The organism is Bradyrhizobium sp. cf659 (assembly GCF_900113725.1).
Classification (GTDB): Bacteria; Pseudomonadota; Alphaproteobacteria; order Rhizobiales; family Xanthobacteraceae; genus Bradyrhizobium.
In genome coordinates this window covers 258,782-283,764 of record NZ_FOQJ01000002.1, presented here as the reverse complement: position 1 = coordinate 283,764, position 24,983 = coordinate 258,782, and the positions used below count along the sequence as shown (strand labels likewise).

The 24,983-nt window shown below is 65.4% G+C and carries 14 protein-coding genes and 1 pseudogene; 7 read left to right on the top strand and 8 right to left on the bottom strand.

The features are described from left to right. The first annotated feature begins 2 nt into the window (after positions 1-2). The 5 genes from treS to treY are packed head-to-tail and all read left to right on the top strand — an operon-like array spanning position 3 to position 12,054. Complete coding sequence (gene treS, locus BM118_RS10440) at positions 3-3,296, top strand: maltose alpha-D-glucosyltransferase (protein ID WP_092184893.1); 3,294 nt, start codon at positions 3-5, stop codon at positions 3,294-3,296. Further along, positions 3,289-5,436, top strand: coding sequence for a 1,4-alpha-glucan branching protein GlgB (gene glgB / locus BM118_RS10435; RefSeq protein ID WP_244550120.1), 2,148 nt, complete (start codon positions 3,289-3,291; stop codon positions 5,434-5,436). The genes treS and glgB overlap by 8 nt, the downstream gene beginning before the upstream one ends. A 3-nt stretch (positions 5,437-5,439) precedes the next feature. Further along, a complete protein-coding gene (glgX, locus tag BM118_RS10430) occupies positions 5,440-7,518 on the top strand; it encodes a glycogen debranching protein GlgX (protein ID WP_092184889.1) in 2,079 nt (692 codons plus the stop codon). Continuing rightward, positions 7,515-9,266: a malto-oligosyltrehalose trehalohydrolase gene (treZ, locus tag BM118_RS10425; RefSeq protein WP_092184887.1), complete on the top strand. Its 1,752-nt coding sequence runs from the start codon at positions 7,515-7,517 to the stop codon at positions 9,264-9,266. Before glgX ends, treZ begins: the two co-directional genes overlap by 4 nt. A 1-nt stretch (position 9,267) precedes the next feature. Beyond that, positions 9,268-12,054: a malto-oligosyltrehalose synthase gene (gene treY, locus BM118_RS10420; protein WP_092184886.1), complete on the top strand. Its 2,787-nt coding sequence runs from the start codon at positions 9,268-9,270 to the stop codon at positions 12,052-12,054. 3 nt (positions 12,055-12,057) lie between these two features. Here treY and BM118_RS10415 read toward each other — a convergent pair whose 3' ends face one another. Next, complete coding sequence (locus BM118_RS10415; RefSeq protein ID WP_092184884.1) at positions 12,058-12,375, bottom strand: polyhydroxyalkanoic acid system family protein; 318 nt, start codon at positions 12,373-12,375, stop codon at positions 12,058-12,060. A gap of 179 nt (positions 12,376-12,554) precedes the next feature. Between BM118_RS10415 and BM118_RS10410 the strand changes: the two genes are divergently transcribed. Beyond that, a complete protein-coding gene (locus BM118_RS10410) occupies positions 12,555-12,719 on the top strand; it encodes a DUF3309 family protein (RefSeq protein WP_007595743.1) in 165 nt (54 codons plus the stop codon). 96 nt (positions 12,720-12,815) lie between these two features. On the opposite strand, the gene ligD is transcribed toward BM118_RS10410, so the two are convergent. Next, the gene (ligD, locus tag BM118_RS10405) at positions 12,816-15,482 is read right to left on the bottom strand and encodes a DNA ligase D (RefSeq protein WP_092184882.1); all 2,667 of its coding nucleotides are present in this window, start codon (positions 15,480-15,482) and stop codon (positions 12,816-12,818) included. 116 nt (positions 15,483-15,598) lie between these two features. On the opposite strand from ligD, the pseudogene ku reads away from it, so the two are divergent. Further along, positions 15,599-16,320: pseudogene (ku, locus tag BM118_RS10400) on the top strand (non-homologous end joining protein Ku); the annotation flags it as partial. Positions 16,321-16,546: 226 nt separating this feature from the next. On the opposite strand, the gene BM118_RS10395 reads toward ku, so the two are convergent. From BM118_RS10395 to BM118_RS10370, 6 genes are all read right to left on the bottom strand, one after another. Beyond that, complete coding sequence (locus BM118_RS10395) at positions 16,547-17,236, bottom strand: response regulator (RefSeq protein ID WP_027546913.1); 690 nt, start codon at positions 17,234-17,236, stop codon at positions 16,547-16,549. Further along, positions 17,233-19,956: a sensor histidine kinase gene (locus BM118_RS10390; RefSeq protein WP_092184880.1), complete on the bottom strand. Its 2,724-nt coding sequence runs from the start codon at positions 19,954-19,956 to the stop codon at positions 17,233-17,235. Before BM118_RS10390 ends, BM118_RS10395 begins: the two co-directional genes overlap by 4 nt. 121 nt (positions 19,957-20,077) lie before the next feature. Further along, complete coding sequence (locus BM118_RS10385; protein WP_092184878.1) at positions 20,078-20,683, bottom strand: K(+)-transporting ATPase subunit C; 606 nt, start codon at positions 20,681-20,683, stop codon at positions 20,078-20,080. A 189-nt stretch (positions 20,684-20,872) separates the two neighbouring features. Further along, positions 20,873-22,987: a potassium-transporting ATPase subunit KdpB gene (gene kdpB, locus BM118_RS10380; protein WP_092184877.1), complete on the bottom strand. Its 2,115-nt coding sequence runs from the start codon at positions 22,985-22,987 to the stop codon at positions 20,873-20,875. Positions 22,988-23,021: 34 nt separating this feature from the next. Further along, complete coding sequence (kdpA, locus tag BM118_RS10375; RefSeq protein ID WP_092184875.1) at positions 23,022-24,725, bottom strand: potassium-transporting ATPase subunit KdpA; 1,704 nt, start codon at positions 24,723-24,725, stop codon at positions 23,022-23,024. 112 nt (positions 24,726-24,837) lie between these two features. Then, positions 24,838-24,927, bottom strand: coding sequence for a K(+)-transporting ATPase subunit F (locus tag BM118_RS10370; RefSeq protein WP_091879689.1), 90 nt, complete (start codon positions 24,925-24,927; stop codon positions 24,838-24,840). Positions 24,928-24,983 lie beyond the last annotated feature (56 nt).

Here is a 24,983-nt window from a genome sequence, read left to right as displayed (position 1 = left end):
CCATGAATGTTCTGTCTTCCGTCGACACCAAGAAGGTTGAGGCTGCCGAGATCGTGGATGAGCTCTGGTACAAGGACGCCATCATCTACCAGCTCCACGTCAAGGCGTTTGCCGACAGCAACCATGACGGCATCGGCGACTTCGCCGGCCTGACCGAGAAGCTGCCCTATCTCCAGGAGCTCGGCGTCACCGCGCTGTGGCTGCTGCCGTTCTATCCTTCGCCCGGGCGCGACGACGGCTACGACATCGCGGACTACGGCTCGGTCAATCCCGATTTCGGGACGATGAAGGATTTCAAGCGCTTCATCCAGGAGGCGCAGAAGCGCGGCTTGCGCGTCATCACCGAGCTCGTCGTCAACCACACCTCGGACCAGCACAAATGGTTCAAGCGCGCGCGCCGCAGCCATCCGGGCTCGAGCGCCCGCAACTGGTATGTCTGGAGCGACACCGACCAGAAATACCAGGGCACGCGCATCATCTTCACCGACACGGAGAAGTCGAACTGGACCTGGGATCACGAGGCCGGCGCCTTCTACTGGCACCGCTTCTTCTCGCACCAGCCGGACCTCAATTTCGACAATCCGCGCGTGGTCAGCGCCCTCATCCAGGTGATGAAGCGCTGGCTGGATGCCGGCGTCGACGGCTTCCGGCTGGATGCCATTCCCTATCTGTGCGAGCGCGAGGGCACCTCGAACGAGAACCTCCCGGAGACGCATGCGATCATCAAGCGTCTGCGCCAGGAGCTGGATTCCTACTCCAAGGGCAAGCTGCTGCTGGCCGAGGCCAATCAATGGCCGGAGGACGTGCAGGAATATTTCGGCCGCGGCGACGAGTGCCACATGGCCTACCACTTCCCGTTGATGCCGCGCATCTACATGGCGATCGCGCAGGAGGACCGCTTCCCGATCACCGACATCCTGCGCCAGACGCCGGACATTCCGGCAAGCTGCCAATGGGCGCTGTTCCTGCGCAACCACGACGAGCTGACGCTGGAAATGGTCACCGACGTCGAGCGCGACTATCTCTGGACCACCTACGCCAACGACCCCCGCGCCCGCATCAATGTCGGCATCCGCCGGCGCCTCGCGCCGCTGATGGACAACGACCGCCGCAAGATCGAGCTGATGAACTCGCTTCTGCTGTCGTTCCCCGGCACGCCGATCATCTATTACGGCGACGAGATCGGCATGGGCGACAACATCTATCTCGGCGACCGCAACGGCGTGCGTACGCCGATGCAGTGGAGCCCGGACCGCAACGGCGGCTTCTCGCGCTGCGACCCGGCCCGTCTCTATGCGCCGCTGATCATGGATCCGGTCTACGGCTATGAGTCGGTGAACGTGGAGGCGCAGTCGCGCAGCCTGTCCTCGCTGCTCAGCGCCACCAAGCGGCTGATCTCGGTGCGCAAGTCGACGCTCGCCTTCGGGCGCGGCACCATGACCTTCATCCGCCCCGCCAACCGCGCCGTGCTGGCCTATGTCCGGCAATATCGCGACGAGGTGATCCTCTGCGTTGCCAACCTCTCGCGGGCGGCGCAGGCGACCGAGCTCGATCTGTCGCCATGGAAGGACCGCATCCCGCAGGAGATGCTCGGCCGCACCCGCTTCCCTGCGATCGGCGAGCTGCCCTACATGATCACGCTGGGGCCGTACGGCTTCTACTGGTTCCAGCTCATGGAGCGCGACAAGTCCGAGCCGGTGACGTCGCGCGCGGTGCCGGAGTTCGAGACGCTGGTCGTACCGGTGAATTCGAACTGGGTTTCTCTCGCCCGCGAGCGCGGTGTTTTCGAACGCGACGTGCTGCCGGGATTTTTGTCACGGACGCGGTGGTATCCCGAGCACAATCCCAAGCAAATCAAGACCGCGCTGACCTCGGCGGTGCCGTTCTGCGACATCGGTGACAACCGGCCCTGGATCGCGTTCTTCGAGACCAAGCAGGAGGACGTGGCGGCACGCTACGTGATGCCGTTACAGATCGAGTGGGTGCGCTTCGACCGCGAGCGCTTCAATCCGAGGGCGCTCGCCGCCGTGCGCCAGGGTGCGCGCGAGGGCACGCTGCTCGACGTCGCGACCGACCAGATCTTCATCGGCCTGTTCCTGCGCAACCTGTCGCAGAACCTGGTGGTGGAAGAGAACAGTCTGCGGCTCGAGTTCAAGGCGACCAGCCGGTTCGCCGATTACACCATCAAGGAGCCCGAACGCATCCGCGCGATCGAGCAGTCGAACAGCACCGCGCTGGTCGACAACCAATACGTCGCCAAGATCTATCGCCAGCTCGAAAGAGGCACCAATCCGGAGATCGAGATCGGCCGCTACCTCACCGAGATCGCCCGCTTTGCCAATACGCCGGCGTTGCTCGGCAGCGTCGAGCTGGTCGAGGGCGATCAGCGCAGCGCACTCGGCGTGCTGCACGCCTATGTCGAGAACCAGGGCGACGGCTGGACGGTGACCACGGGCTATCTCGACCGCTATAGCGACGAGCAGCGCGTCTTGCCGGCGGGCGAAGCGCCGCGCGAGACCCAGGAGCAGGCGCCCTACCTGCACTTCATCGCGCAGATCGGCCGGCGCCTCGCCGAGCTGCATGTCGCGCTGGCCGCGGCAACGCCCGATGAACTCGCTCCGGAGCCGATCGGCTCCGCCCACGTCAAGCACTGGGTCTCGGACCTCAAGGCACGCGCCGAGCGGGTTTTCGAGCGACTGGCCGACAGCCGCGACGGCCTGCGGGAAGCGGACCGGCCGCTGATCGACCAGCTCACGGCAGTGCGCTCGAGCCTGCCCGGCCGCCTGAATGCGCTCTTGCCATCCGACATCGACGGGTTGAACATCCGTCATCATGGCGACTTCCGGCTCGGGCAAATTCTGATCGTGAAGGACGATATTTTCATCATCGACTTCGACGGCGCTCGGCGTCTGCCGCTGGCCGACAAGCGACGCAAGGCGCCGGCCGCCCGCGACGTCGCCGGCCTGATCCGCTCGATTGATCTTTCGGTTAACGCGGCGCTTGGCCGAGCCCTTTCAGGGGGTACCGACGAACAGAGCCGGCTTGTCGCCGCGCTCGGCGAATGGCGCGCGCGCGCCACCACGACCTTCCTGTCCGCCTATCGCGAGGCCATGACCGATCGGCGATTGTGGCCGGAAGCTCCGCAGTCCGCGGAAGGCCTGTTAAGGTTTTTCCTGCTTGATCAAGCGTTCGACGAAGTAGAGTGCGAGCTGTCCCACCGGCCTGAGGGGCTCCATGCGCCGCTGACCGGACTGCTTCGCATTCTGTCCAATGCCGAGAGCGAAGCCGATGCCTAAACTACCAGCCGAGGCCTACGCGATCATCGAGGGCCGCCACTCCGACCCCTTCCACTATCTCGGGCTGCATCCCGAGGGCGGCAAGAGCGTGGTGCGCGCGTTTCTGCCCGAGGCCTCCAATGTCGAGGCGGTCGGCGAGCACGGCGAGGTCGCCCGCCTCGACCGCATCCACGACGCAGGCCTGTTCGTCGGCGCCTTGCCGAACGGCTCGAAGCGCTACCAGCTGCGCGCCAAATTCGGCGACAGCGTCGTCGAGTTCGAGGATGCCTACCGCTTTCCGCCGATCCTGACCGATTTCGACCTCTATCTGCTCGGCGAAGGCACCCATCAGCGCCTCTACGACAAGCTTGGCGCGCATCCGATGCGGCTCGAAGGCATCGACGGCATCGGCTTCGTCGTGCTGGCGCCGAATGCGCGTCGCGTGTCGGTGGTCGGCGACTTCAATTTCTGGGACGGTCGGCGCCATCCCATGCGGGTGCGCGGTGCCGGCTATTGGGAATTGTTCATTCCGCATGCGAAGAACGGCGATCACTACAAGTTCGAGGTCATCGGCCCGCATGGCCATCTGCTGCCGCTGAAATCCGATCCGCTGGCCTTTGCGAGCGAGGTGCGGCCGAAGACGGCCTCCATCGTGTTCGACGAGGCGCACCTGCCGCGTCCGCGCCCGGCGCCTGACGGCATCAATGCGCTGTCGGCGCCGATGTCGATCTACGAGGTCCATCTCGGCTCGTGGCGGCGCAAAGGCGACAATGAATGGCTCACCTACCGTGAGCTGGCCGAGCAGCTGCCGGCCTATGCCCGCGACATGGGGTTTACCCATCTCGAATTCCTCCCCGTCAGCGAGCACCCGTTCGACGGCTCCTGGGGCTATCAGCCGACCGGCCTCTATGCACCGACCAGCCGCTTCGGCACGCCGGAGGATTTTGCCGCGCTGGTCGACGCCTGCCATCGCGAGGGCATCGCCGTGCTGCTCGACTGGGTGCCCGGTCACTTCCCGGACGATCCGCACGGGCTCGGCAGCTTCGACGGCACCTCGCTCTACGAGCACGCCAACCCGCTCCAGGGCCGGCACCTCGACTGGGGCACGCTGATCTACAATTACGGCCGCACCGAAGTGACGAACTTCCTGGTGTCGAACGCGCTGTTCTGGCTGGAGCGCTACGCGATCGACGGCCTGCGTGTCGATGCCGTCGCGTCCATGCTCTATCTCGACTACAGCCGTCCGCCCGGCGCCTGGATTCCGAACCAGTACGGCGGACGGGAGAACATCGAGGCGATCGCGTTCCTGCGCCGCTTCAACACCGAACTGTTCGCCCGCTTTCCGCAGGCAACCACGGCGGCAGAAGAATCCACCGCGTGGCCGCAGGTCTCGCGCCCGGTCGAATTCGGCGGGCTCGGCTTCGGCTACAAGTGGAACATGGGCTGGATGCACGACACGCTGAACTACATCAGCAAGGATCCAATTCACCGCAAGCATCATCACGGCGAGATCCTGTTCGGCCTGCACTACGCCTTCTCGGAAAACTTCATCCTGCCGCTGTCGCATGACGAGGTCGTGCACGGCAAGCGCTCGATCCTCGGCCGCATGCCCGGCGACGAATGGCAGCGCTTTGCGAATCTGCGCGCCTATTACAGCTTCATGTTCGGCCATCCCGGCAAGAAGCTGCTGTTCATGGGCGCCGAGATCGCGCAAAGCCGCGAATGGAATCACGACCAGTCGCTCGACTGGCACCTGCTCGAATACAAGTATCATTCCGGCATCCAGGCGCTGATCCGCGATCTCAACCGGCTCTATCGCGCAGTGCCGGCGCTGCACCAGATGGACTGCGACCAGGCCGGCTTCGAATGGCTGATCACCGATGACGCCAACCGCAACGTGTTCGCCTGGCTGCGAAAGGGGATCGACGCGCACGCGCGCTGTCTGGTGATCGTCAACTTCTCCCCCAACGTCTATCGCAACTATCGCGTTCGCGTGCCCTTGGCCGGCAAGTGGAAAGAGGTGTTCAACTCGGACTCCGCCCATTATGGCGGCAGCAATGTCGGGAACATCGGCGAGGTTCTGGCCGTTGACGGCAAGACGCCCGAGCTCCGCCTCACCATTCCGCCGCTCGCCGCGATCTTCCTCGTTCCGGAAAGCTGACCGATGCGCCTGACTGCTGGATCGCCCGCACGCCTCGGCGCAAGCTGGGACGGACGCGGCACCAACTTCGCGCTGTTCTCGGCCAACGCACAGAAGGTCGAGCTCTGCCTGTTCGACACGCAGGGCCGCCGCGAGCTCGAGCGCATCGAATTGCCGGAAAGGACCGAGGACGTCTGGCACGGCTATCTCAACGACGTCTCGCCGGGCCAGCTCTACGGCTATCGCGTGCACGGCCCCTACGAGCCCGAGCACGGCCACCGCTTCAACGCCAACAAGCTGCTGCTCGATCCCTATGCCAAGCGGCTCGCCGGACGGCTGGTCTGGAGCGATGCGCATTTCGCCTACCGCACCGGCAGCCCGCGCGAGGACCTGTCCTTCGACCGGCGCGACAATGCGCGCGGCATGCCTAAGGCCGTCGTGGTCGACGAGACCTTCAACTGGGGCCGGCGCGAGATCCGCCCCAACATCGCCTGGGAAGACACGATCATCTACGAGGCCCACGTCAAGGGCCTGACCCAGAAGCGCGACGACGTTCCGCCGAATTTGCGCGGCACCTATGGCGGCCTGTCCTCGCCGGCGATGATCGAGCATCTGAAGAGGCTCGGCGTCACCACGATCGAGCTGCTGCCGATCCACAGCTTCGTCGACGACCGCATATTGGTCGAGAAGAAGCTCGCCAACTACTGGGGCTACAACACGCTGTCCTTCTTCGCACCCGAGGCGCGCTACGCCCAGGACAACGCGCTCGATTCCTTCCGCACCACGGTCGCGCGCCTGCACGATGCCGGCATCGAGGTGATGCTCGACGTCGTCTACAACCACACCGCCGAGGGCAACCATCTCGGCCCGACGCTGTGCTATCGCGGCATCGACAACGCCTCCTATTACTGGCTGAACCGCGAGAACCCGCGCTATTACGACGATTTCACCGGCTGCGGCTCGTCGGTGAACCTCACCCATCCGCGCGTGCTGCAGATGGTGATGGATTCCTTGCGCTACTGGGTCGAGGTCTGTCATGTCGACGGCTTCCGCTTCGACCTCGCCACCACGCTGGCGCGCGGGCCGAACGGTTTTGACCGCGGCATCTCGTTCCTGACCGCGATCCGGCAGGATCCGGTGCTGGCAGCCGTCAAGCTCGTCGCCGAGCCCTGGGACCTCGGCCTCGGCGGCTACCAGGTCGGCGCGTTCCCCTCGCAATGGTCGGAGTGGAACGACCGCTATCGCAGCGCCATGCGTCGCTACTGGAGCGGCGAAGGCAGCCTGATCGGCGACATCTCCAGCCGCATGACGGCATCATCCGACCTGTTCAACCACGACGGCCGGCGGCCGCGCGCCAGCATCAACCACATCACCGTGCATGACGGTTTCACGCTGGCCGACCTCTTCAGCTACAACGAGAAACACAACGAAGCCAATGGCGAGGACAATCGCGACGGCTCCAACGACAACCACAGCAACAATTGCGGTGTCGAAGGGCCGACCGACGATCCCGGGATTCTCGGCTTGCGCCGCCAGCTTCGCAAGAACGTGCTGGCCTGCCTGATTCTGGCGCAGGGCGTTCCCCTGCTTCTCGCCGGCGACGAGGTCGGCAATTCGCAGTCCGGCAACAACAACGCCTATTGCCAGGACAACGAGGTCGGCTGGGTCGGCTGGGGCAATCTCGGCAAGGACGGCGACGACATGGTCGATTTCGTCGCCGATCTCGCCGACATCCGCCGCCGCTTCTCGCAGCTTCGCAGCCATCGCTGGCTCGACGGCCGCCCCAAGGACGGCCTGTCCTACGGCGCATTGTGGCTGACGCCTGCCGGGGAAGAAATGACGGAGAACGACTGGAAATTCCCGGAAGGGCGGTTCCTCTCCTATGTGATGGGGCCGATGGAACCGGGTGGGGCCGCGATCTTTATCGTACTGAACGCCGCCCCCGAAGAAATCGCATTCAAATTGCCCAAGATGACCGAATACAAGAGCTGGCAGCAGATCCTCAATACGACCGATGCCAAGCTGAACACGATCGACTTCCCGCCAGGGAGCGACAGCAAGGCGCCGCCGCGCTCCGTGCTCGCCTTCGCGGGGGCGCTATGAGGCCATCCTTCGGCGCGAGGCCGACGAAGGACGGCGTGTCGTTCCGCCTGTGGGCGCCCGGCGCACGACGCGTCGATCTCCTGCTCGACCGAAAGCACGCGATGCAGCGCCGGCAGGACGGCTGGTATGTTGCCGAGATCGCCGGCCTGACCGCCGGCAGTCCCTACAAGTTCAGGATCGACGACGAGATCGACGTGCCCGATCCGGCCTCCGCCTTCCAGCCCGAGGACGTGTTCGGCCCGAGCGAGGTGATCGATCATGACGCCTTCGCCTGGCGCGCGCGCGACTGGCGTGGCCGTCCTTGGGAAGAGACGGTGCTGATCGAGAGCCATGTCGGCACCTTCACGCGGGAGGGTACCTACCGCGCCATGATCGACAGGCTCGATCATCTCACGGCGACCGGCATCACGGCGCTTGAACTGATGCCGCTGGCCGATTTCGCCGGCCGCCGTGGCTGGGGCTATGACGGCGTGTTGTGGTATGCGCCCGACAGCGCCTATGGCCGTCCCGAAGACCTGAAGACGCTGATCGACGAGGCGCATCTGCGCGGGTTGATGGTGTTCCTCGACGTCGTCTACAATCATTTCGGCCCCGAAGGGAATTACCTCGGCCGCTATGCGCCGAGCTTCTTCACCGACGCGCACACACCCTGGGGCAGCGCCATCGACTATCGCGTGTCGCAGGCGCGCGCCTTTGCGGTCGAGAATGCGCTGTCCTGGCTCAGCGACTATCGTTTCGACGGCCTGCGGCTGGATGCCGCCAACCACATCATGGCAATGCCCGGCGAGCAGTCGATGCTGCAAGACCTCAGCGTCGCCGCCGGCGAGCTTGCCAAGGCCACGGGACGGCACATCCATCTCGTGCTGGAGAACGGCGACAACCGCGCGAGCCTGCTCGACGCCGCGCAGGAGCCGCCGAACGGCAGATATCGCGCGCAGTGGAACGACGACTATCACCACGTCTGGCATGTGATGCTGACCGGCGAGCTCGCCGGCTATTATGCCGACTACCAGACGCCGCGGATGGATCTCGCACGCGCGCTCGCCTCGGGCTTCGTCTACCAGGGCGAGATCTCGGAGTTCTGGGGCAAGAAGCCGCGTGGCGAGCCGAGCCGCGAGCTGCCGCCGGCGACCTTCGTCAACTTCCTGCAAAACCACGACCAGATCGGCAACCGTCCGCTCGGCGACCGGCTCGAAAGCCTGGCATCACCGCGGCAGATCGAAGCCGCGCTCGCGGTCACGCTGCTGGCGCCGATGGTGCCGATGCTGTTCCAGGGCGAGGAATGGGGCTCGAAGGTCCCCTTCCCGTTCTTTTGCGACTTCCAGGGTGGGCTGGCCGACGCCGTGCGCAAGGGACGCAGGCAGGAATATGCCTGGGCTTACGAGAAATACGGCGACGAAGTGCCCGACCCGCTGGATCCGGCAACACCATTGTCAGCAGTGCTCGATTGGAGCGGCCGAACGCCGGAGCAGGATGCGCGGCTTGGGCTGGTGCGTGACCTGCTCGCGCTCCGCCGCAAGGAGATCATGCCGCGGCTGAAAGGCGCGAGCTTCGGCGACGCCGAGGCGGGCGATAACGGCCTGCTCCGCGCGCATTGGCGCATGGGCGACGGCACGACGTTGCGCCTCCTCGCCAATCTCTCGGATCACGAGATCATGTCCACTGACAGCGCGGGCACGCCGATCTGGGGCGGCGCGGCCGGCGATCGGCTTCCGCCCTGGTCGGTGGTCTGGCGCCTCGGAGGTTGACATGCCTCCGGCCATTCCTCTGGCGACCTACCGGCTTCAGCTCACCGCCGATTTCGACTTCGACAAGGCTGCCGCGGTGGTGCCTTATCTCAAATCGCTCGGAATCACGCATCTCTATGCCTCGCCGGTGATGAAGGCGCGCAAGGGCTCGACGCACGGCTACGACACCGTCGATCACAGCCAGTTCAATCCGGAGCTCGGCGGCGAGGCCGGCTTTGCGCGGCTGAGCGAGGCTCTCAGGCAGAACGACCTCGGCCTCATCATCGACTTCGTGCCGAACCATGTCGGCGTGCATTTTGCCGACAATCCCTGGTGGCTGGACGTGCTGGAATGGGGACCGACTTCGCCGCACGCGGTCGCCTTCGATATCGACTGGGATCTGCTGCCCCACCGCGCCCGCGGCGGCGTGCTGCTGCCGATCCTCGGGTCGTCCTATGGCGAGGCGCTGGAGCGCGGCGACATCGAGCTGCGCTACGATGCCGGCGAAGGCAGCCTTTCTGCCTGGTATTTCGAGCATCGCCTGCCGATTGCCCCGGAGCGCTATGGCGAAATGCTGCGGATGTTCGTGAAGGAAGCCGATGCCGCCGAGACGGAGGCCGGCAAGCGCCTGCTTTCGCTCGCGGCGCGCTACACCGGCCTGCGCCGCCCCAACCGCAAGGAAGCCCCAGGCTTCAAGGCGGAGCTGAAGGAGATCGCGGGCGCGGCCGACATCATCGCGCGCGGCCTCTCCGCCTATCGTGCGGCCAAGGATCGTCCGGCGCAGACGCTGGCGCTGCATCATCTGCTGGAACGCCAGCACTACAAGCTCGGCCACTGGCGGCTCGCCTCCAGCGACATCAACTACCGCCGCTTCTTCGACGTCAACGGCCTCGCCGGCCTGCGCGTCGAGGACCCCGGCACATTCGCCGCCACGCACCGCCTGGTGAAGCAGCTCATTGCCGACGGCAAGCTGCACGGCATCCGTCTCGATCACATCGACGGCCTGCGCGATCCCGCCCAGTACTGCCAGCGGCTGCGCCGGCTGGTGCGCGACGCGCAAGGCAACACCAAGCCGTTCTACACCGTGATCGAAAAGATCCTGTGCGAGCACGAGCGCCTGCCGCATTTCGCCGGCGTCCAGGGCACCACCGGCTATGAATGGATGAACGTCATCACGCAAGTGCTGGTCGACGCCAAGGGGCTGGAAGCGCTGGACGAGACCTGGCGGCAGGTCAGCAATCGCTCACCGCGGCTTGCCCCTTACGTCAAGGAGGCCAAGCGGCGGGTGCTGGAGACGCTGCTCACCAGCGAATTCATCGTGCTGACGCGCCTGCTCGCGCGCATCGCCAACGGGCATTATTCGACCCGCGACTTCTCGGCCGACAGCCTGCGGCAGGCGCTCGAGCTCTACGTGCTGCATTTCCCGGTCTATCGCACCTATCTCACGACAAGCGCGCCAGCCGCGCACGATCGCAAGCTGATCGACGACACCATCGCACGTGCCCGTGCAGAGTGGTTCGCCGCCGACGAGGGCATTTTCGACTTCCTGCGCGACGCCCTGACCATGGACCTGCTCAAGCCCGGCCGGCCCCCGCACAGCGCCCCACGCGTGCGCCGCTTCGCGCTGAAGGTGCAGCAGTTCACCGGGCCGGTGATGGCGAAATCGCTGGAGGACACCGCGTTCTACCAATTCCACCGGCTGCTTGCGCTGAACGAGGTCGGCGGCGATCCCGCGAGCACCGGCCTTGCCATTCCCGCCTTCCACGAGGCCATGCGAGCGCGCGCCAGGGAGTGGCCGCAGGGGATGACGGCAACCGCCACCCACGACACCAAGCGCGGCGAGGACGCCCGCGCCAGGATCGCAGCACTCAGCGAAATCCCCGGCGAATGGACCAGCGCGGTGTCGCGCTGGAAAGTGCTGAACGCGCCGCACCTCGCGCTCCACGGCCATCTGCGTGCGCCGTCGGCGACGTTCGAATACATGCTCTACCAGACCCTGCTCGGCGCCTGGCCGCTTCAGAGCCCGGCGGATGCTGGTTTCGTCGAGCGCATCCAGGCCTACGCGCTGAAGGCCGCGCGCGAGGGCAAGGAAGAGACGAGCTGGCTCAATCCCCACGAGATCTACGAGACCGGACTACGAGACTTCGTCGCGAAGATCCTCGATCCTGCGCAATCGGGCGAATTCCTGGGAGCGCTGCAAACCCTGGCGCGCCGCCTCGCGCTGCTCGGCGCGTTGAACTCGCTGAGCCAGCTCACCCTCAAGGCAACGCTGCCGGGCGTCCCGGACTTCTACCAGGGCACCGAATTCTGGGATCTGTCGCTGGTCGATCCCGACAACCGCCGTCCGGTGGATTTTTCCGGGCGGGATACGGCGCTGGGTTCGCTGTCCGATCCCGACTTGAGCAGCCTGATCAAGACCTGGCCGGATGGCCAGCTCAAGCTGGCCTGGACGCGGCACCTTCTCAAGCTGCGCAACGAGCTCGCCGGCGTTTTTGCGCAGGGCGACTACCAGTCGCTGGAGGTGCGTGGCGCGCACGCCGATCATGTCATCGCTTTCGTCCGTCGCCGCGACCGCACTGCGGCGATCGTCGTGGTCGGGCGGCTGTTCGCGCCATTCACGCAAGGCGGCCGGGAATGGCCCGCACTCGAAGGTTTTGATGCCACCATCGACATCACCGGCTACACCGCGCCGGGACTTGCGGGCAACGAACTGCCGGTCGTGCAGGCTTTCCGTGATTTTCCTGCGGCCGTCATCGAGGCCCGCACAGCGGGCGCCATCAGGCCTGCGCGGCAGCGCGTGCGCGCCTGAAACTCACTTTCCCCCGTCCTTGGTCAGCAGCAACTGCCCGCGTTTGCGGATGGTCGCCTGCGCCATCTCGGCAAAGCGCTGCAACAGCCAGGGCAGCACGACTTGCACCTTGACGTGGTCGTCGGCGACGTCGACCTGGCCGGTGGCAATCTGCCCGAGCGCACGGATGCGAAAACTCATGCTGTCGCCGCTCCAGCGCTCCTCCTCGACCTGCATCACAGGAATGCTCGCCGCCGCGCGGCCAAGCCCGGCCTTGAGCCGGCGCACCGCTTCCTCGCGGCCGAGACGATGCGGAATTGAAACGACAAGCGGTGCTGACATGGCCTTGTCCTGCGCTGATTGAATCTCTCTTCATCATGCCGGCTCAAGCGGCAAAGGTTCCATGCAACTTGCACCTGTCGCCCCGTTTCACAACCGGAACTTTAAAACCTGCGGCAAGTTGCTCCCGCACGAGGACAGGTGCAAACGACCCTTTCAACAAAGGGCGGGAGGAGACTAGCATGTCTATCGGTACGATCATTCTGATCATTTTGGTCATCGCCCTGCTCGGCGGCTTCAGCGGCATCGGCGGCGGACCGTTCTACGGCACCGGCTATTACGGCGGCGGCGGCCTCGGACTCGTCATCGTCATTCTGCTGATCCTGCTGCTGCTGGGACGGATCTAGCCACTGACGTCGTAGGGTGGGCAAAGGCGCAATGCGCCGTGCCCACCTCTTCGTCGCGATGCAAAGAGATGGTGGGCACGCTTCGCTTTGCCCACCCTACTTCATCTTCCCCGCGAGCTTCTTCATCGCGGCCTTGATCGACGCGGCCGCATCGTCATAGCCCTCCCACGCTTTCGAACGCGCCAGCAGGCCCGGCACCGTCCGCACCGTATACCGCTTCGGATCGAGATCGCCCTTCACCTGCGCCCAGGTCACCGGCATCGACACGGTCGCGCCGTCGCGGGCGCGGGGCGATAGCGGCGCCACCGCCGTCGACAGGCGGTCATTGCGCAGATAGTCCAGAAAGATCTTTCCGTTGCGCAGCTTCTTGGACATGTTGAGCAGATAGCGCTCGGGATCGTCATCCGCCATCCACTGGCAGACACCTTGCGCGAACGCCTTGGCCTCCTTCCAGCTGACCTTGTCGCGCGCGCCGTGGAGCAGCGGCACCACCACGTGAATGCCCTTGCCGCCGGTGGTCTTGCAGAAGCTCTCCATGCCGACGTCAGTGAGGCGCTGCCGCATCTCCTTCGCCGCCTCGACGACATCCGCAAAATCGACGTCCGGCGCGGGGTCGAGATCGAATACCAGCCGTCCCGGCGTGTCATAGGCATCAGGCGCGCAATTCCAGGGATGCAGCTCGAGGCCACCGATCTGCGCGACTGCGGCAAGTCCCTCGACGCGATCGATCTGCAAATACGGCTTGCGATCGCCGGAAACCTTGGCGAGCTCGAGCAGGTTCGAGGTGCCCTGCATGGCATGGCGCTGGAAGAATGTCTCGCCGCCGATGCCGTCGGGAGCGCGCAGGATCGAGCAGGGGCGGCCTTTCAGGTGCGCGATCATCCAGCCGCCGACCGCCTCGAAATAGCGCGCCAGATCAAGCTTCGTAACGCCCTCGCCGTCGCCGCCATCCGGCCACAGCTCCTTGTCCGGCTTCGAGATCACAACGCCCATGACCTCGGCGGCGCCGGCATCTTTCTTCCTTGCGGGCTTCACCGGAGCGCGCTTTCCGGCAGAAGGCCTGGCGAGCTCGGTATCGGCGGGCGTTTCCGCCTCGACCTCCTCAGCCGGCTTGTCCTGCCGCAGCCCCTTGAAAGCGGCCTGACGAATGTTGCCGTCGGCGGTGAAGCCGGCGAACTCGATCTCGGCGACGAGTTCAGGCTTCAGCCAGTGCACGTCCCGCGTCTTCTTCGGCGCGTTCTTGCCGCCGAACGGGCTGTCGTTCGACGCCGCCTCCTTCAGGAGCGGCATGATGCGCTTGACCTTGTCGGCGCCGAAGCCGGTACCGACGATGCCGACATAGGCGAGATGATCGCCGCGATAGACGCCGGCCATCAGCGAGCGGAATTTTCCCGCCGTCGTCTTCCAGCCGCCGATCACGACCTCATGGCCGGCCCGGCATTTTGCCTTGGTCCAGCTCTCCGTCCGCCCCGATCGGTACGGCGCGTCCAGCTTCTTCGACACCACGCCTTCAAGCTCGAGCTTGCAGGCCGATTGCAGCACGGCGTCGCCGCCGCTCACGAAATGCTCGACATAGCGGATCTGGTTCGATTTCCGCTTGCGCTGCTCCAGCAGTTCCCCGAGCCGCGCCTTGCGCTCCCCGAGCGGAAGGCGACGATAGTCGCGGCCTTCGGCGAACAGGAGATCGAAGGCAAAGAAGATGAGGTCCTCGGTCTTGCCATCCGACAGCGCGGCCTGGAGCGAGGAAAAGTTCGGCGCGCCGTTGTGGTCGAGCGCGACGATCTCGCCGTCGATCATGGCCTCCGGCAGCGAGCTCGCCTCCTTCGCAATGGAGGCGAACTTGTCGGTCCAGTCGAGACCCTTGCGAGTCTTCAGCGTCGCCTTGCCGTCCTCGATGCGGAGCTGCACGCGGTAGCCGTCGAACTTGATCTCGTGGCACCAGCCGTCGCCGGCCGGCGGACGCTCGACCGGCGTGCAGAGCTGCGGCGCAACGAAATCCGGCATCTCCGAGACCGTTTTGGCATTTGTAGCGGTCGTGGCTCTCGTCCTTGGGGCCTTGCCGGCCTTCAACGCCGCGCGTGGCGCCGGCGCGACGGTGCGCCCCTTCGTCTCCTCGACGCGGTTGGACTGCCACACCGCATCGGCCTTGCTCTTGGCACCCTTCGCCAGCATGAACGGCCTTGGCGCGCGGCCCTTGCCTTCGGCGATCTGCGCCATTGCGCGGCCGGAGGCGACCGACTTGTCCTCGGCAAGGATGTCCTCGCCCTCGCTTGCATATTCGTCGCGATGCTTGATCAGCAGCCAGTTGGTGCGCTTGCCGCCCGTGCGATCATTGCGCATGCGGACCAGCACCCAGCTTCCGTGCAGCTTCTCGCCGTGCAGCGTGAACTTCAGGTCGCCTTTCTTGAAGCCACGCTCGGGGTCCTCGGCCTCCCAGGTGCCGCGGTCCCACAACATGACCGTGCCGCCGCCATATTGCCCTTCCGGAATCGTTCCTTCGAAATCGCCATAGTCGAGCGGATGGTCCTCGACCTCGACCGCCAGCCGCTTGTCGTGCGGATCGAGCGAGGGGCCCTTTGTCACCGCCCAGGACTTGAAGACACCATCGAACTCGAGCCGGAAATCGTAATGCAGCCGGGTGGCGTCATGCTTCTGGATCACGAAGCGGCGCTGTTTCGAGGAGGCTACCGGGGCCTCGCCGGAGGGTTCAGGCGTCTTCTCGAAGTCCCGCTTCTGTCGATAGGTGGAGAGTTTTCGCAGCACGACCGGTCCCGCATCTCTTTCGGCTTCAAGCCTATCACGGCAAAAGTCCCATCCGGAACCAAAACCCGACGCGCCGGTTGGAGTTCCAAAACGCCTTGAAAACGCTGGAGAATGGAATGGCCCCCCGCGCCTATTGGAAGGGAACGTTGAAGCTGTCGCTGGTCAGCTGCCCGGCGTGCTCTATCCCGCAACGACCGCCGCCGAGAAGACCCGGTTTCACATGATCAACCGCGAGACCGGCAATCGCCTCAAGCAGCAAATGGTCGATTCGGAAACCGGCGACGTCGTCGAGGATGGCGAGAAGGCCCGCGGCTACGAGCTGCGCAAGGGCAAATATGTCGAGGTGGAGAAGGAGGAGCTCGAGGCGGTCCAGATCGAGAGCAACCACACCATCGATATCGAGAGCTTCGTCCCCCGGGACGAGATCGACAGGCGCTACCTCAATCACCCCTACTACGTCGCCCCTGACGGCAAGGCCGCGCTCGACGCCTTCGCCGTGATCCGCGATGCGATGAAGGACAGGGAACGCGTGGCGCTCGCAAAAATCGTGCTCACCAACCGCGAGCACATCATCGCGATCGAGCCGCCCGGCAAGAGCCTGCTCGGCACCACGCTGCGCTACCCTTATGAGCTCCGCGACGAGGACCAGTTCTTCGACGACATCAAGAGCCCGAAGATCACCAAGGACATGGTCGAGCTCGCCGGTCACATCCTGCACACCAAGGCTGCGCATTTCGATCCGAGCAAGTTCAAGGACGAGTACGAGACCGCGCTGAAGGCGCTGGTGAAGCGGAAGGCGAGCGGCAAGACAATCGAGCTGCCGGAGCCGGAGGAGCGCAGCGAAGCAATTCAGAATCATTCCGCGGAGATAATCTGGATTGCTTCGCTACGCTCGCAATGACGATGCGGAAACAGGCTCGCGCCACAACCTCAGTCGTCATGCCCGGGCTTGTCCCGGGCATCCACGTTCTTCGTGCCCAGCGTCAAGGCGTGGATGGCCGGGTCAAGCCCGGCCATGACGAGTTTGCCCCAAGCAAGCCCTGCGCACCGCTGCTCGACGCGCGCTAATCCCCCGCCTTCAGCCGGTACCCGATCCCGGTCTCCGTCAGCACATATTGCGGACGTTCCGGATCGGCTTCGATCTTCTGGCGAAGCTGGCGGACATAGACGCGCAGATATTGCGCATCGGTCAGCTCGTCCCAGAGCTCCTTGAGCAGGAAGCGGTGGGTCAGCACCTTGCCGGCGTGCTGCACCAGCACGCGCAGGAGATCGTACTCCTTCGGCGACAGCTTGACCTCGCGCTCGCCGACCTTGACGATGCGGCGGACGAGATCGACGGAGAGGTCGCCGGTACGAAACACCGGGCGCTCGCCCTGCACCTGGAGCTGGTGCCGCAGCGCGGCGCGCAGGCGCGCCAGCAGCTCGTCCATGCCGAACGGCTTGGTCAGATAGTCGTCGGCGCCGAGATCGAGCGCCTGCACCTTGCCGGCCTCGTCGCCCCGGCTCGACAGCACCACGATCGGCACGGCTTCATTGCGAGCCCGGATGGTGCGGAGCAGCTCGTGCCCCTGGATGTCGGGCAGGCCGAGATCGAGGATGATCAGTGCAGGCTCTTCAGCGAGCTTTTCCAGCGCAATCTTGCCGTTTGACGCTTCCAGGATTTCATAGCCCTGCGTCGTCAGCCCCATCCGCAGCAATTTTCGGATCGGGGGTTCGTCGTCGATGACCAGAACCTTGATCGGGGCGGCACTCATGCGGCGGTATCCAATGCGTGGGTCTGTGCCGGAACGGGCAAACGGATGGTGAGGACCGCGCCACTCCGGTCGCTGCGGTTGGCGGCCGAGATCGTGCCATGCATTGCCTCGACGAAGCCACGGGAAATGGCGAGCCCGAGCCCGGTGCCGGGACGGACGTGATCGCCCTTCTGCACGCGATAGAACTTGTCGAACACGCTCTCGACCTCGTCCGGCGGAATACCGCTGCCCTCGTCGGCGATTTGGAGCACCACTTGATCTCGCTCGCGCTGGCTCTTGATGGAGATAGTCGTCTCTGCCGGCGAATACTTCGCGGCGTTGTCGAGGAGGTTGAACAGCACCTGCTCGAACAGCACGGCATCGAGCTGGAGCATCGGCAGATCGGCGGCCAGCACCAGCTCCACCTTGTGCGCGGTCAGGATCTTGGCCGCCCGCCGGAGCGCGCTGCCGACGATCTCGCCGAGATCGTGCAGCGCCGTGTTGGGCACGATGGCGCCGGATTCGAGTTTCGTCATGTCGAGCAGATTGGCGATGAAACGGTTGAGCCGCTCGGATTCGTCGATCACGGTGGCCAGCAGGTCGCGCTTCTCGGTGTCGGACAGCGCGCCGGCCAGATCGCGCATGGTGGAGGCCGCCCCCAACACGGAGGCGAGCGGCGTCTTCAGATCATGCGAGATCGACGTCAGCAGCGCCGAGCGCAGCCGCTCGGACTCGACGGTGCGCTTGACGCGGTCCATGTCCTCGACCAGCAGCACGCGCTCGATCGCGAGCGCGCCCTGGTCGACCAGCGCATCCAGCAGCCGGCGCTGGTCCGGCGTCAGCAGCGGCCCGGTGCGGTCGTTGTCGATGCCGATCACCCCGATCGGGCCGCGTCCGGTGCGCATCGGCAGGAACAGCCGTTTTGCACCCGGCAGCGTATCGGAGCCGCGGCCGGCCGGGCGATCATTGCTCCAGGCCCAGTTGGCGGCGGCAAGGTCGGCCTGATCGAGCTGGTCCTCCGGCGGATAGCCGGACTTCACCGTGAGCAGCCCGTCCTCCGGCAGCAGCAGCACCACGCGAACCTTCAGCATCAGCGCGGTCTGATAGGCGGTCGCCCACAAGACGTCGTCGAGCGTGGCGGTGCCGGCGAGCTTGCGGCTGAACGCATAAAGCTGCTCGGTGGTCCTGATGCGGCCGATCGCGGTGTCGGCCTGCGTGCGCACGCGCGCGGCGACATTGGAGACGATCATCGCCACCACCAAGAACAGCACGAAGGCGGCGACGTTGGTCGGATCGGTGATCGTGAAGGTGTAGATCGGCGGCAGGAAGAAGAAATTATAGGACAGCGACGCTGCGACGGTGGCAAGCAGCGACGGCCACAGGCCGTAGCGGACCGCGACCGCAACCACCGCCGTGAGCAGCACGAGGTCCACGTTCTCGATGCCGAACCGGGGCTGGATCAGCTCGGCGGCGCCGAGACCGATCAGCACGATGCCGAGCGCCTTCAGATACGGCAGCGGATTGAACGGCTCCGTCCGCGCCGCGGTCTGCACCGCGGTCTTGGGCGCCGCCTCGCCCGGCACATCGTCGCCGGCGATGACATGAACCGTGATATTGCCGGCACGGCGCACCAGGTCATGCACGACGGAGCCGCGCGTGATCTCGAACCAGCGCGAGCGCGTCGACTTGCCGATCACGATCTGGGTGACGTTGTTGCCTTGTGCGAAATTGACGACGTCGTCAGCGATGCGGCGGCCGACGGCGGGAATGGTCAAGGCTTCACCGCCCAGCGCCTCGGCGAGCCGCAGCGTATCGGCGAGCCGGTCGCGCTCCTCGTCGGAAAGCTGGAGGGAGCGCCGGGTCTCGATCGAGATCGCGGTGAACGGCGCGTGCAGCCGGTCGGCCAACCGCTTGGTGTAGCGCACGAGGCCAGCGGCGCGCGGGTCCTCGCTGACGCAGACGAGGATGCGCTCGCCCGCGGCCCAGGGGCCGGCGATGGCGTTGGCCTGCATGTGGGTGAGGAGCTGCTCGTCAACCCGCTCGGCCGTGCGGCGCAGCGCCAGTTCGCGCAGCGCGGTGAGATTGCCCGGCGAAAAGTAATGTTCCAGCGCCCGCTCGGCCTGCTTCGGGACGTAGACCTTGCCCTCCCTCAGCCGCTGGATCAGATCATCGGGCGTGAGGTCGATCAGCTCGATCGCATCGGCGCGGTCGAAGATCGAATCCGGCACCGTCTCGCGCACCCGGACATGGGTGATCTGGGCGACGACGTCGTTCAGGCTCTCGATGTGCTGGATGTTGACGGCGGTGTAGACGTCGATGCCGTGGGAGAGTAGCTCTTCGACGTCGAGATAGCGCTTGGGATGGCGGCTGCCGGCGGCGTTGGTGTGGGCGAGCTCGTCGACCAGCGCGATTTGCGGCCGGCGTGCGATCACGGCGTCGAGGTCCATCTCCTCGATCGTCTGGCCGCGGTAGTCGAGCCTCTTGCGCGGGACCACTTCGAGCCCCCGCACCAGCGCCTCGGTCTCGGCCCGGCCATGGGTCTCGACGAAGCCGACCACGACGTCGATGCCGGCCTTGCGCTTGGCTTGGGCACTCTGCAGCATCTCGTAGGTCTTGCCGACGCCGGGAGCGGCGCCGACGAAAATCTTCAGCTTGCCGCTCGCGCTTTCCTCCCGGCGCGCTGTTTCCAGCAGCGCCTCGGGGGACGGACGTTGTTCGGGATCGCGGCGCTCTCGGACCATCAGGGCGGCTTGCTCATCCGTTGCATTCTCCGCCAGTCACTTCCCTCTCCCCGCTTGCGGGGAGAGGGAGAAGAAGGCTTCGCAACAACTATAATCATCCTGATGCCGCGAGCCTAGACCGCTACTTCGCGGCAGAACGGTCGAGCGCGAGGTTCAACGCCGATACGTTAATGCGCGGTTCGCCAAGCAGGCCGAGCAGACGGCCCTGGACGCTGGAAGCCACAAGCTGCTTCACCGCGTCTTCCGGCATATTCCGGGCCTTGGCAACGCGCGGCACCTGGAATTGCGCGGCCTCCGGCGAGATATCCGGGTCGAGGCCGCTGGCCGAGGTGGTGACGAGGTCAACCGGCACGGCCGCGTTCGGATTCTCGCCCCTGAGCTTGTCCGCGTCCTCCTTGAGCCGGTCGGCCAGCGCCTTGCTGGTCGGGCCGAGGTTGGAGCCGCCCGAGTTGGCGGCGTTGTAGGGCGCAGACACCGTCTTGGTCGAATCATTCGGGTCCGGCGCCAGCGTCGCCGAGGGGCGGCCGTGGAAATACTTGTCGTCCTTGAACTCCTGCCCGATCAGGGCGGAGCCGACCACCTTGCCGTCCTTCTCGATCAGGCTGCCCTGCGCCTGCGCGGGGAAGATCGCGCCGGCAATGGCGGTCATGGCGAGCGGATAGGCCAGGCCCGTGATGGCGGTGAGCACCAGCAAGAGGACGATGGCGGGGCGGATTTCTCTGAGCATGTGTTTTCTCCTATTTCTCCGTCATTGCGAGCGAAGCGAAGTCACCCAACTGCCTCCGTCATTCCGGGTCGATGCAAGGCATCGAACCCGGAACCTCGAGATTCCGGGTTCGCCTCTACGAGGCGCCCCGGAATGACGGAGACTGACCTTCTGGATTGCTTCGTCGCTTCGCTCCTCGCAATGAAATGGTTAGGCCAGGTGCAAGGCGACGACGACGAGGTCGATCGCCTTGATGCCGATGAAGGGAATGACGATGCCGCCAAGACCGTAGATCAAGAGGTTGCGGCGGAGCAGTGCGCCGGCCCCGACCGCGCGATAGGCGACGCCCTTCAGCGCGAGCGGGATCAGCGCGATGATAATAAGCGCGTTGAAGATGATCGCAGACAGGATGGCGCTCTGCGGGCTCGACAGGTTCATGACGTTGAGCACGTTGAGCTGCGGGTAGAACGCCAGGAACATCGCCGGGATGATCGCGAAGTATTTTGCGACGTCGTTGGCGATCGAGAAGGTCGTCAACGCGCCGCGCGTCATCAGGAGCTGCTTGCCGATCTCGACCACCTCGATCAGCTTGGTCGGGTTGGAGTCGAGGTCGACCATGTTGCCGGCCTCGCGGGCCGCCTGGGTGCCGGTGTTCATGGCGACGCCGACGTCGGCCTGCGCAAGCGCCGGCGCGTCATTGGTGCCGTCGCCGCACATGGCGACCAGCTTGCCCTTGGCCTGCTCGTCACGGATCAGCTTGAGCTTGTCCTCGGGGGTTGCCTGCGCCAGGAAGTCGTCGACGCCGGCCTCCGCCGCGATCGCCGCCGCCGTCATCGGATTGTCGCCGGTGATCATGATGGTGCGGATGCCCATGCGGCGCAGCTCGGCAAAGCGTTCGCGGATGCCGCCCTTGACGATGTCCTTGAGCTGGATGACGCCGAGCAGCTTGCCGTCCCTGGCAACCGCAAGCGGCGTACCGCCCGCCTTGGCAATGTCATCCGCAATGGCCTGGACCTCGCGTCCGAGATCCGACAGCGCCGCCGGCTGGATGGCCCGGGCGGTATTGCCGGAAGCAACCACCAGCGGCGCACCGCCGCCGACATAGTTGAGCATGGCATCGACCGCACCCTTGCGCACCGACGAGCCGCCGGCATCGACGCCGCTCATGCGGGTCTGCGCCGTGAACGGGATGAAGGTCGCGCCGAGCTCGGCCATGTCGCGGCCGCGAATGCCGTATTTCTCCTTCGCCAGCACGACGATGGAACGGCCTTCCGGGGTCTCGTCGGCGAGCGAGGCGAGCTGGGCGGCGTCCGCCAGCTCCTGCTCGGTGACACCGCGAACGGGACGGAACGCGGTCGCCTGCCGGTTGCCGAGCGTGATCGTGCCGGTCTTGTCGAGCAGCAACGTGTCGACGTCGCCGGCGGCTTCGACCGCGCGGCCCGACATCGCCAGCACGTTGAAGCGCACCAGGCGGTCCATGCCGGCGATACCGATCGCCGACAAGAGCGCGCCGATGGTGGTCGGGATCAGCGTCACGAACAGCGCGACCAGCACGATCACCGAGATCGAGCCGCCGGCATAGGCCGCGTAGCTCGGAATGGTGACGGTGGCGAACACGAAGATGATGGTGAGGCCGGCGAGCAGGATGTTGAGCGCGATCTCGTTCGGCGTCTTCTGCCGCTCGGCGCCCTCGACCAGCTTGATCATGCGATCGATGAAGGTCGAGCCTTGCGCCGCGGTGATGCGCACGCGGATCCAGTCGGACAGCACCTGCGTGCCGCCGGTGACCGCCGAGCGGTCGCCGCCGGACTCACGGATCACCGGCGCGGACTCGCCGGTGATGGCGGCCTCGTTGACGGAGGCGACGCCCTCGATCACCTCGCCGTCGGAGGGGATGGTGTCCCCGGCTTCGACCAGCACGATGTCGCCGACCTTGAGGCTGGTGCCCGGGACCAGCTTGAAGGCCTGGCCGGCGTCGGTCAGGAGCTTGGCCTGGCTCTCGGTGCGGGTTTTGCGCAGCGACTCGGCCTGCGCCTTGCCGCGGCCTTCGGCGACGGCTTCGGCGAAGTTCGCAAACAGCACGGTGAACCAGAGCCAGAGGATGATCTGGAAGGTGAAGCCGAGATTCGCGCCACCCGTGACAAGGTCGCGCAGGAAGATCACGGTGGTGAGCGCGGCCACGATCTCGACCACGAACATCACGGGGTTCTTCACCATCAGCCGCGGGTCGAGCTTGGTGAAGGAGGCGCGGATCGCCGGTATCACGATTCTGGGATCGAGCATTGCCGACATCGAGGCACGTTTTTGCAGTTTCATCGTATCCATGGAGGTCACTCCAAACCAATCAGAAGATTGTCGATCAGAAGACTTGGCCGGCGTTCATCGCGAGATGCTCGACGATCGGACCGAGCGCGAGCGCCGGGAAGAAGGTCAGGCCGCCGATGATCAGGATCACACCGACGACGAGGCCGACGAACAGCCCGCCCGTGGTCGGGAACGTGCCCGCCGACGGCGGGATCGATTTCTTGGCGGCGAGCGAGCCCGCGATCGCCATCGCCGGAACGATCATGAAGAAGCGGCCGACGAACATCGCGCTTGCGAGCGTCAAGTTGTAGAAGAAGGTATTGCCGGTCAGACCCGCGAAAGCGGACCCGTTGTTGCCGGTCGCCGAGGTGAAGGCGTAGAGCACCTCGGTGAAGCCGTGCGGCCCGGCATTCGCCATCGAGGCGACCGCCGCCGGATAGACCACGCCGACCGCGGTCCAGCCGAGATACATCAGCGGCAGCACCAGGATCGCGAGCATCGCCATCTTGACCTCGCGCGCCTCGATCTTCTTGCCGACATATTCGGGCGTGCGGCCGACCATCAGGCCCGCCACGAAGATCGCGAGCACGACGAACAGCAGCATGCCGTAGAGGCCGGCACCGACGCCGCCGACGATGATCTCGCCGAGCTGCATGTTGATCAGCGGGATCATGCCGCCAAGCGCGGTGAAACTGTCATGCATGGCATTGACCGCGCCGCAAGAGGCGGCCGTCGTGATCACCGCGAACAGCGAGGACGCGACGATGCCGAAGCGAACCTCCTTGCCCTCCATGTTGCCGCCGGTCAGGCCCAGCGCATGCATGATCGAGGTGCCGCTGGCCTCCGCCCAGTAGGTGACCGCGACACCGGCGACGAACAGCACGCCCATCACGGCCAGGATCGCCCAGCCCTGGCGCTGGTTGCCGACCATGCGGCCGAACACGTTGGTCAGCGCGGCACCGAGCGCGAAGATCGACAGCATCTGCACGAAGTTCGACAGCGCGGTCGGGTTCTCGAACGGATGCGCGGCGTTGGCATTGAAGAAGCCGCCGCCATTGGTGCCGAGCATCTTGATCGCGACCTGCGAGGCGACCGGGCCGACCGCGATGGTCTGCCTGGCGCCCTCGAGCGTGGTGGCCTCGACGTAGTCGCCGAGCGTCTGCGGAATGCCCTGCCAGACCAGGAACAACGTGTAGACGATGCAGATCGGCAGCAGCACGTAGAGCGTACAGCGCGTCACGTCGACCCAGAAATTGCCGACCGTGCGCGTCGAGGCGCGCGAGAAGCCGCGGATCAGCGCCACCGCGAGCGCGATGCCGGTGGCCGCCGACAGGAAGTTCTGGTGCGTCAGGCCGAGCATCTGCACGAGATAGGACAGCGTGCTCTCGCCGCCGTAGTTCTGCCAGTTGGTATTGGTGATGAAGGAGATCGCCGTGTTGAAGGAGAGATCCTCGGCGACCGCCGCCTGCCCGGCCGGATTGAACGGCAGCACGGCCTGGAGCCGCATCACGCCGTAGATGATCAGGAAGCCGCCGACATGGAACAGCAGCATGGCGACCGTGTAGGTCAGCCAGTGCTGCTCGCGTTTCTCGTCGACGCCGGAGAACCAGTAGATGCCGGCCTCGATGGGACGCAGCACCGGCGACAGAAACGTCCGTTCGCCGTTGAACACGCGCGTCATGTACCAGCCGAGCGGCTTGGTCAGCGCGACGATGATCACGCAGAAAAGAATGATCTGGAGGCAACCGATCACAGTCATGGCATTAACCCTTCAGGCTTTGTGTCCGGCGCAAGAGCGGCAGGAGCAGCGCAAGCAGGCCCGCGACGAGCGCGGCGTCGGCCAGCAGCAATTCGACAAGCAGCAGCACGGGTCAGAACCGCTCGGGCCGCAGCAGCGCGTAGGTGAGATACATCAGCAGGCCGAACGAGACGGCACCGGCAAGCGCATAATCGAAGATCATGGTGTGCTCCGTCACAGCCGTTCGCAGGCGTAGGTGTAGCCGATCGCAAGCGCGAA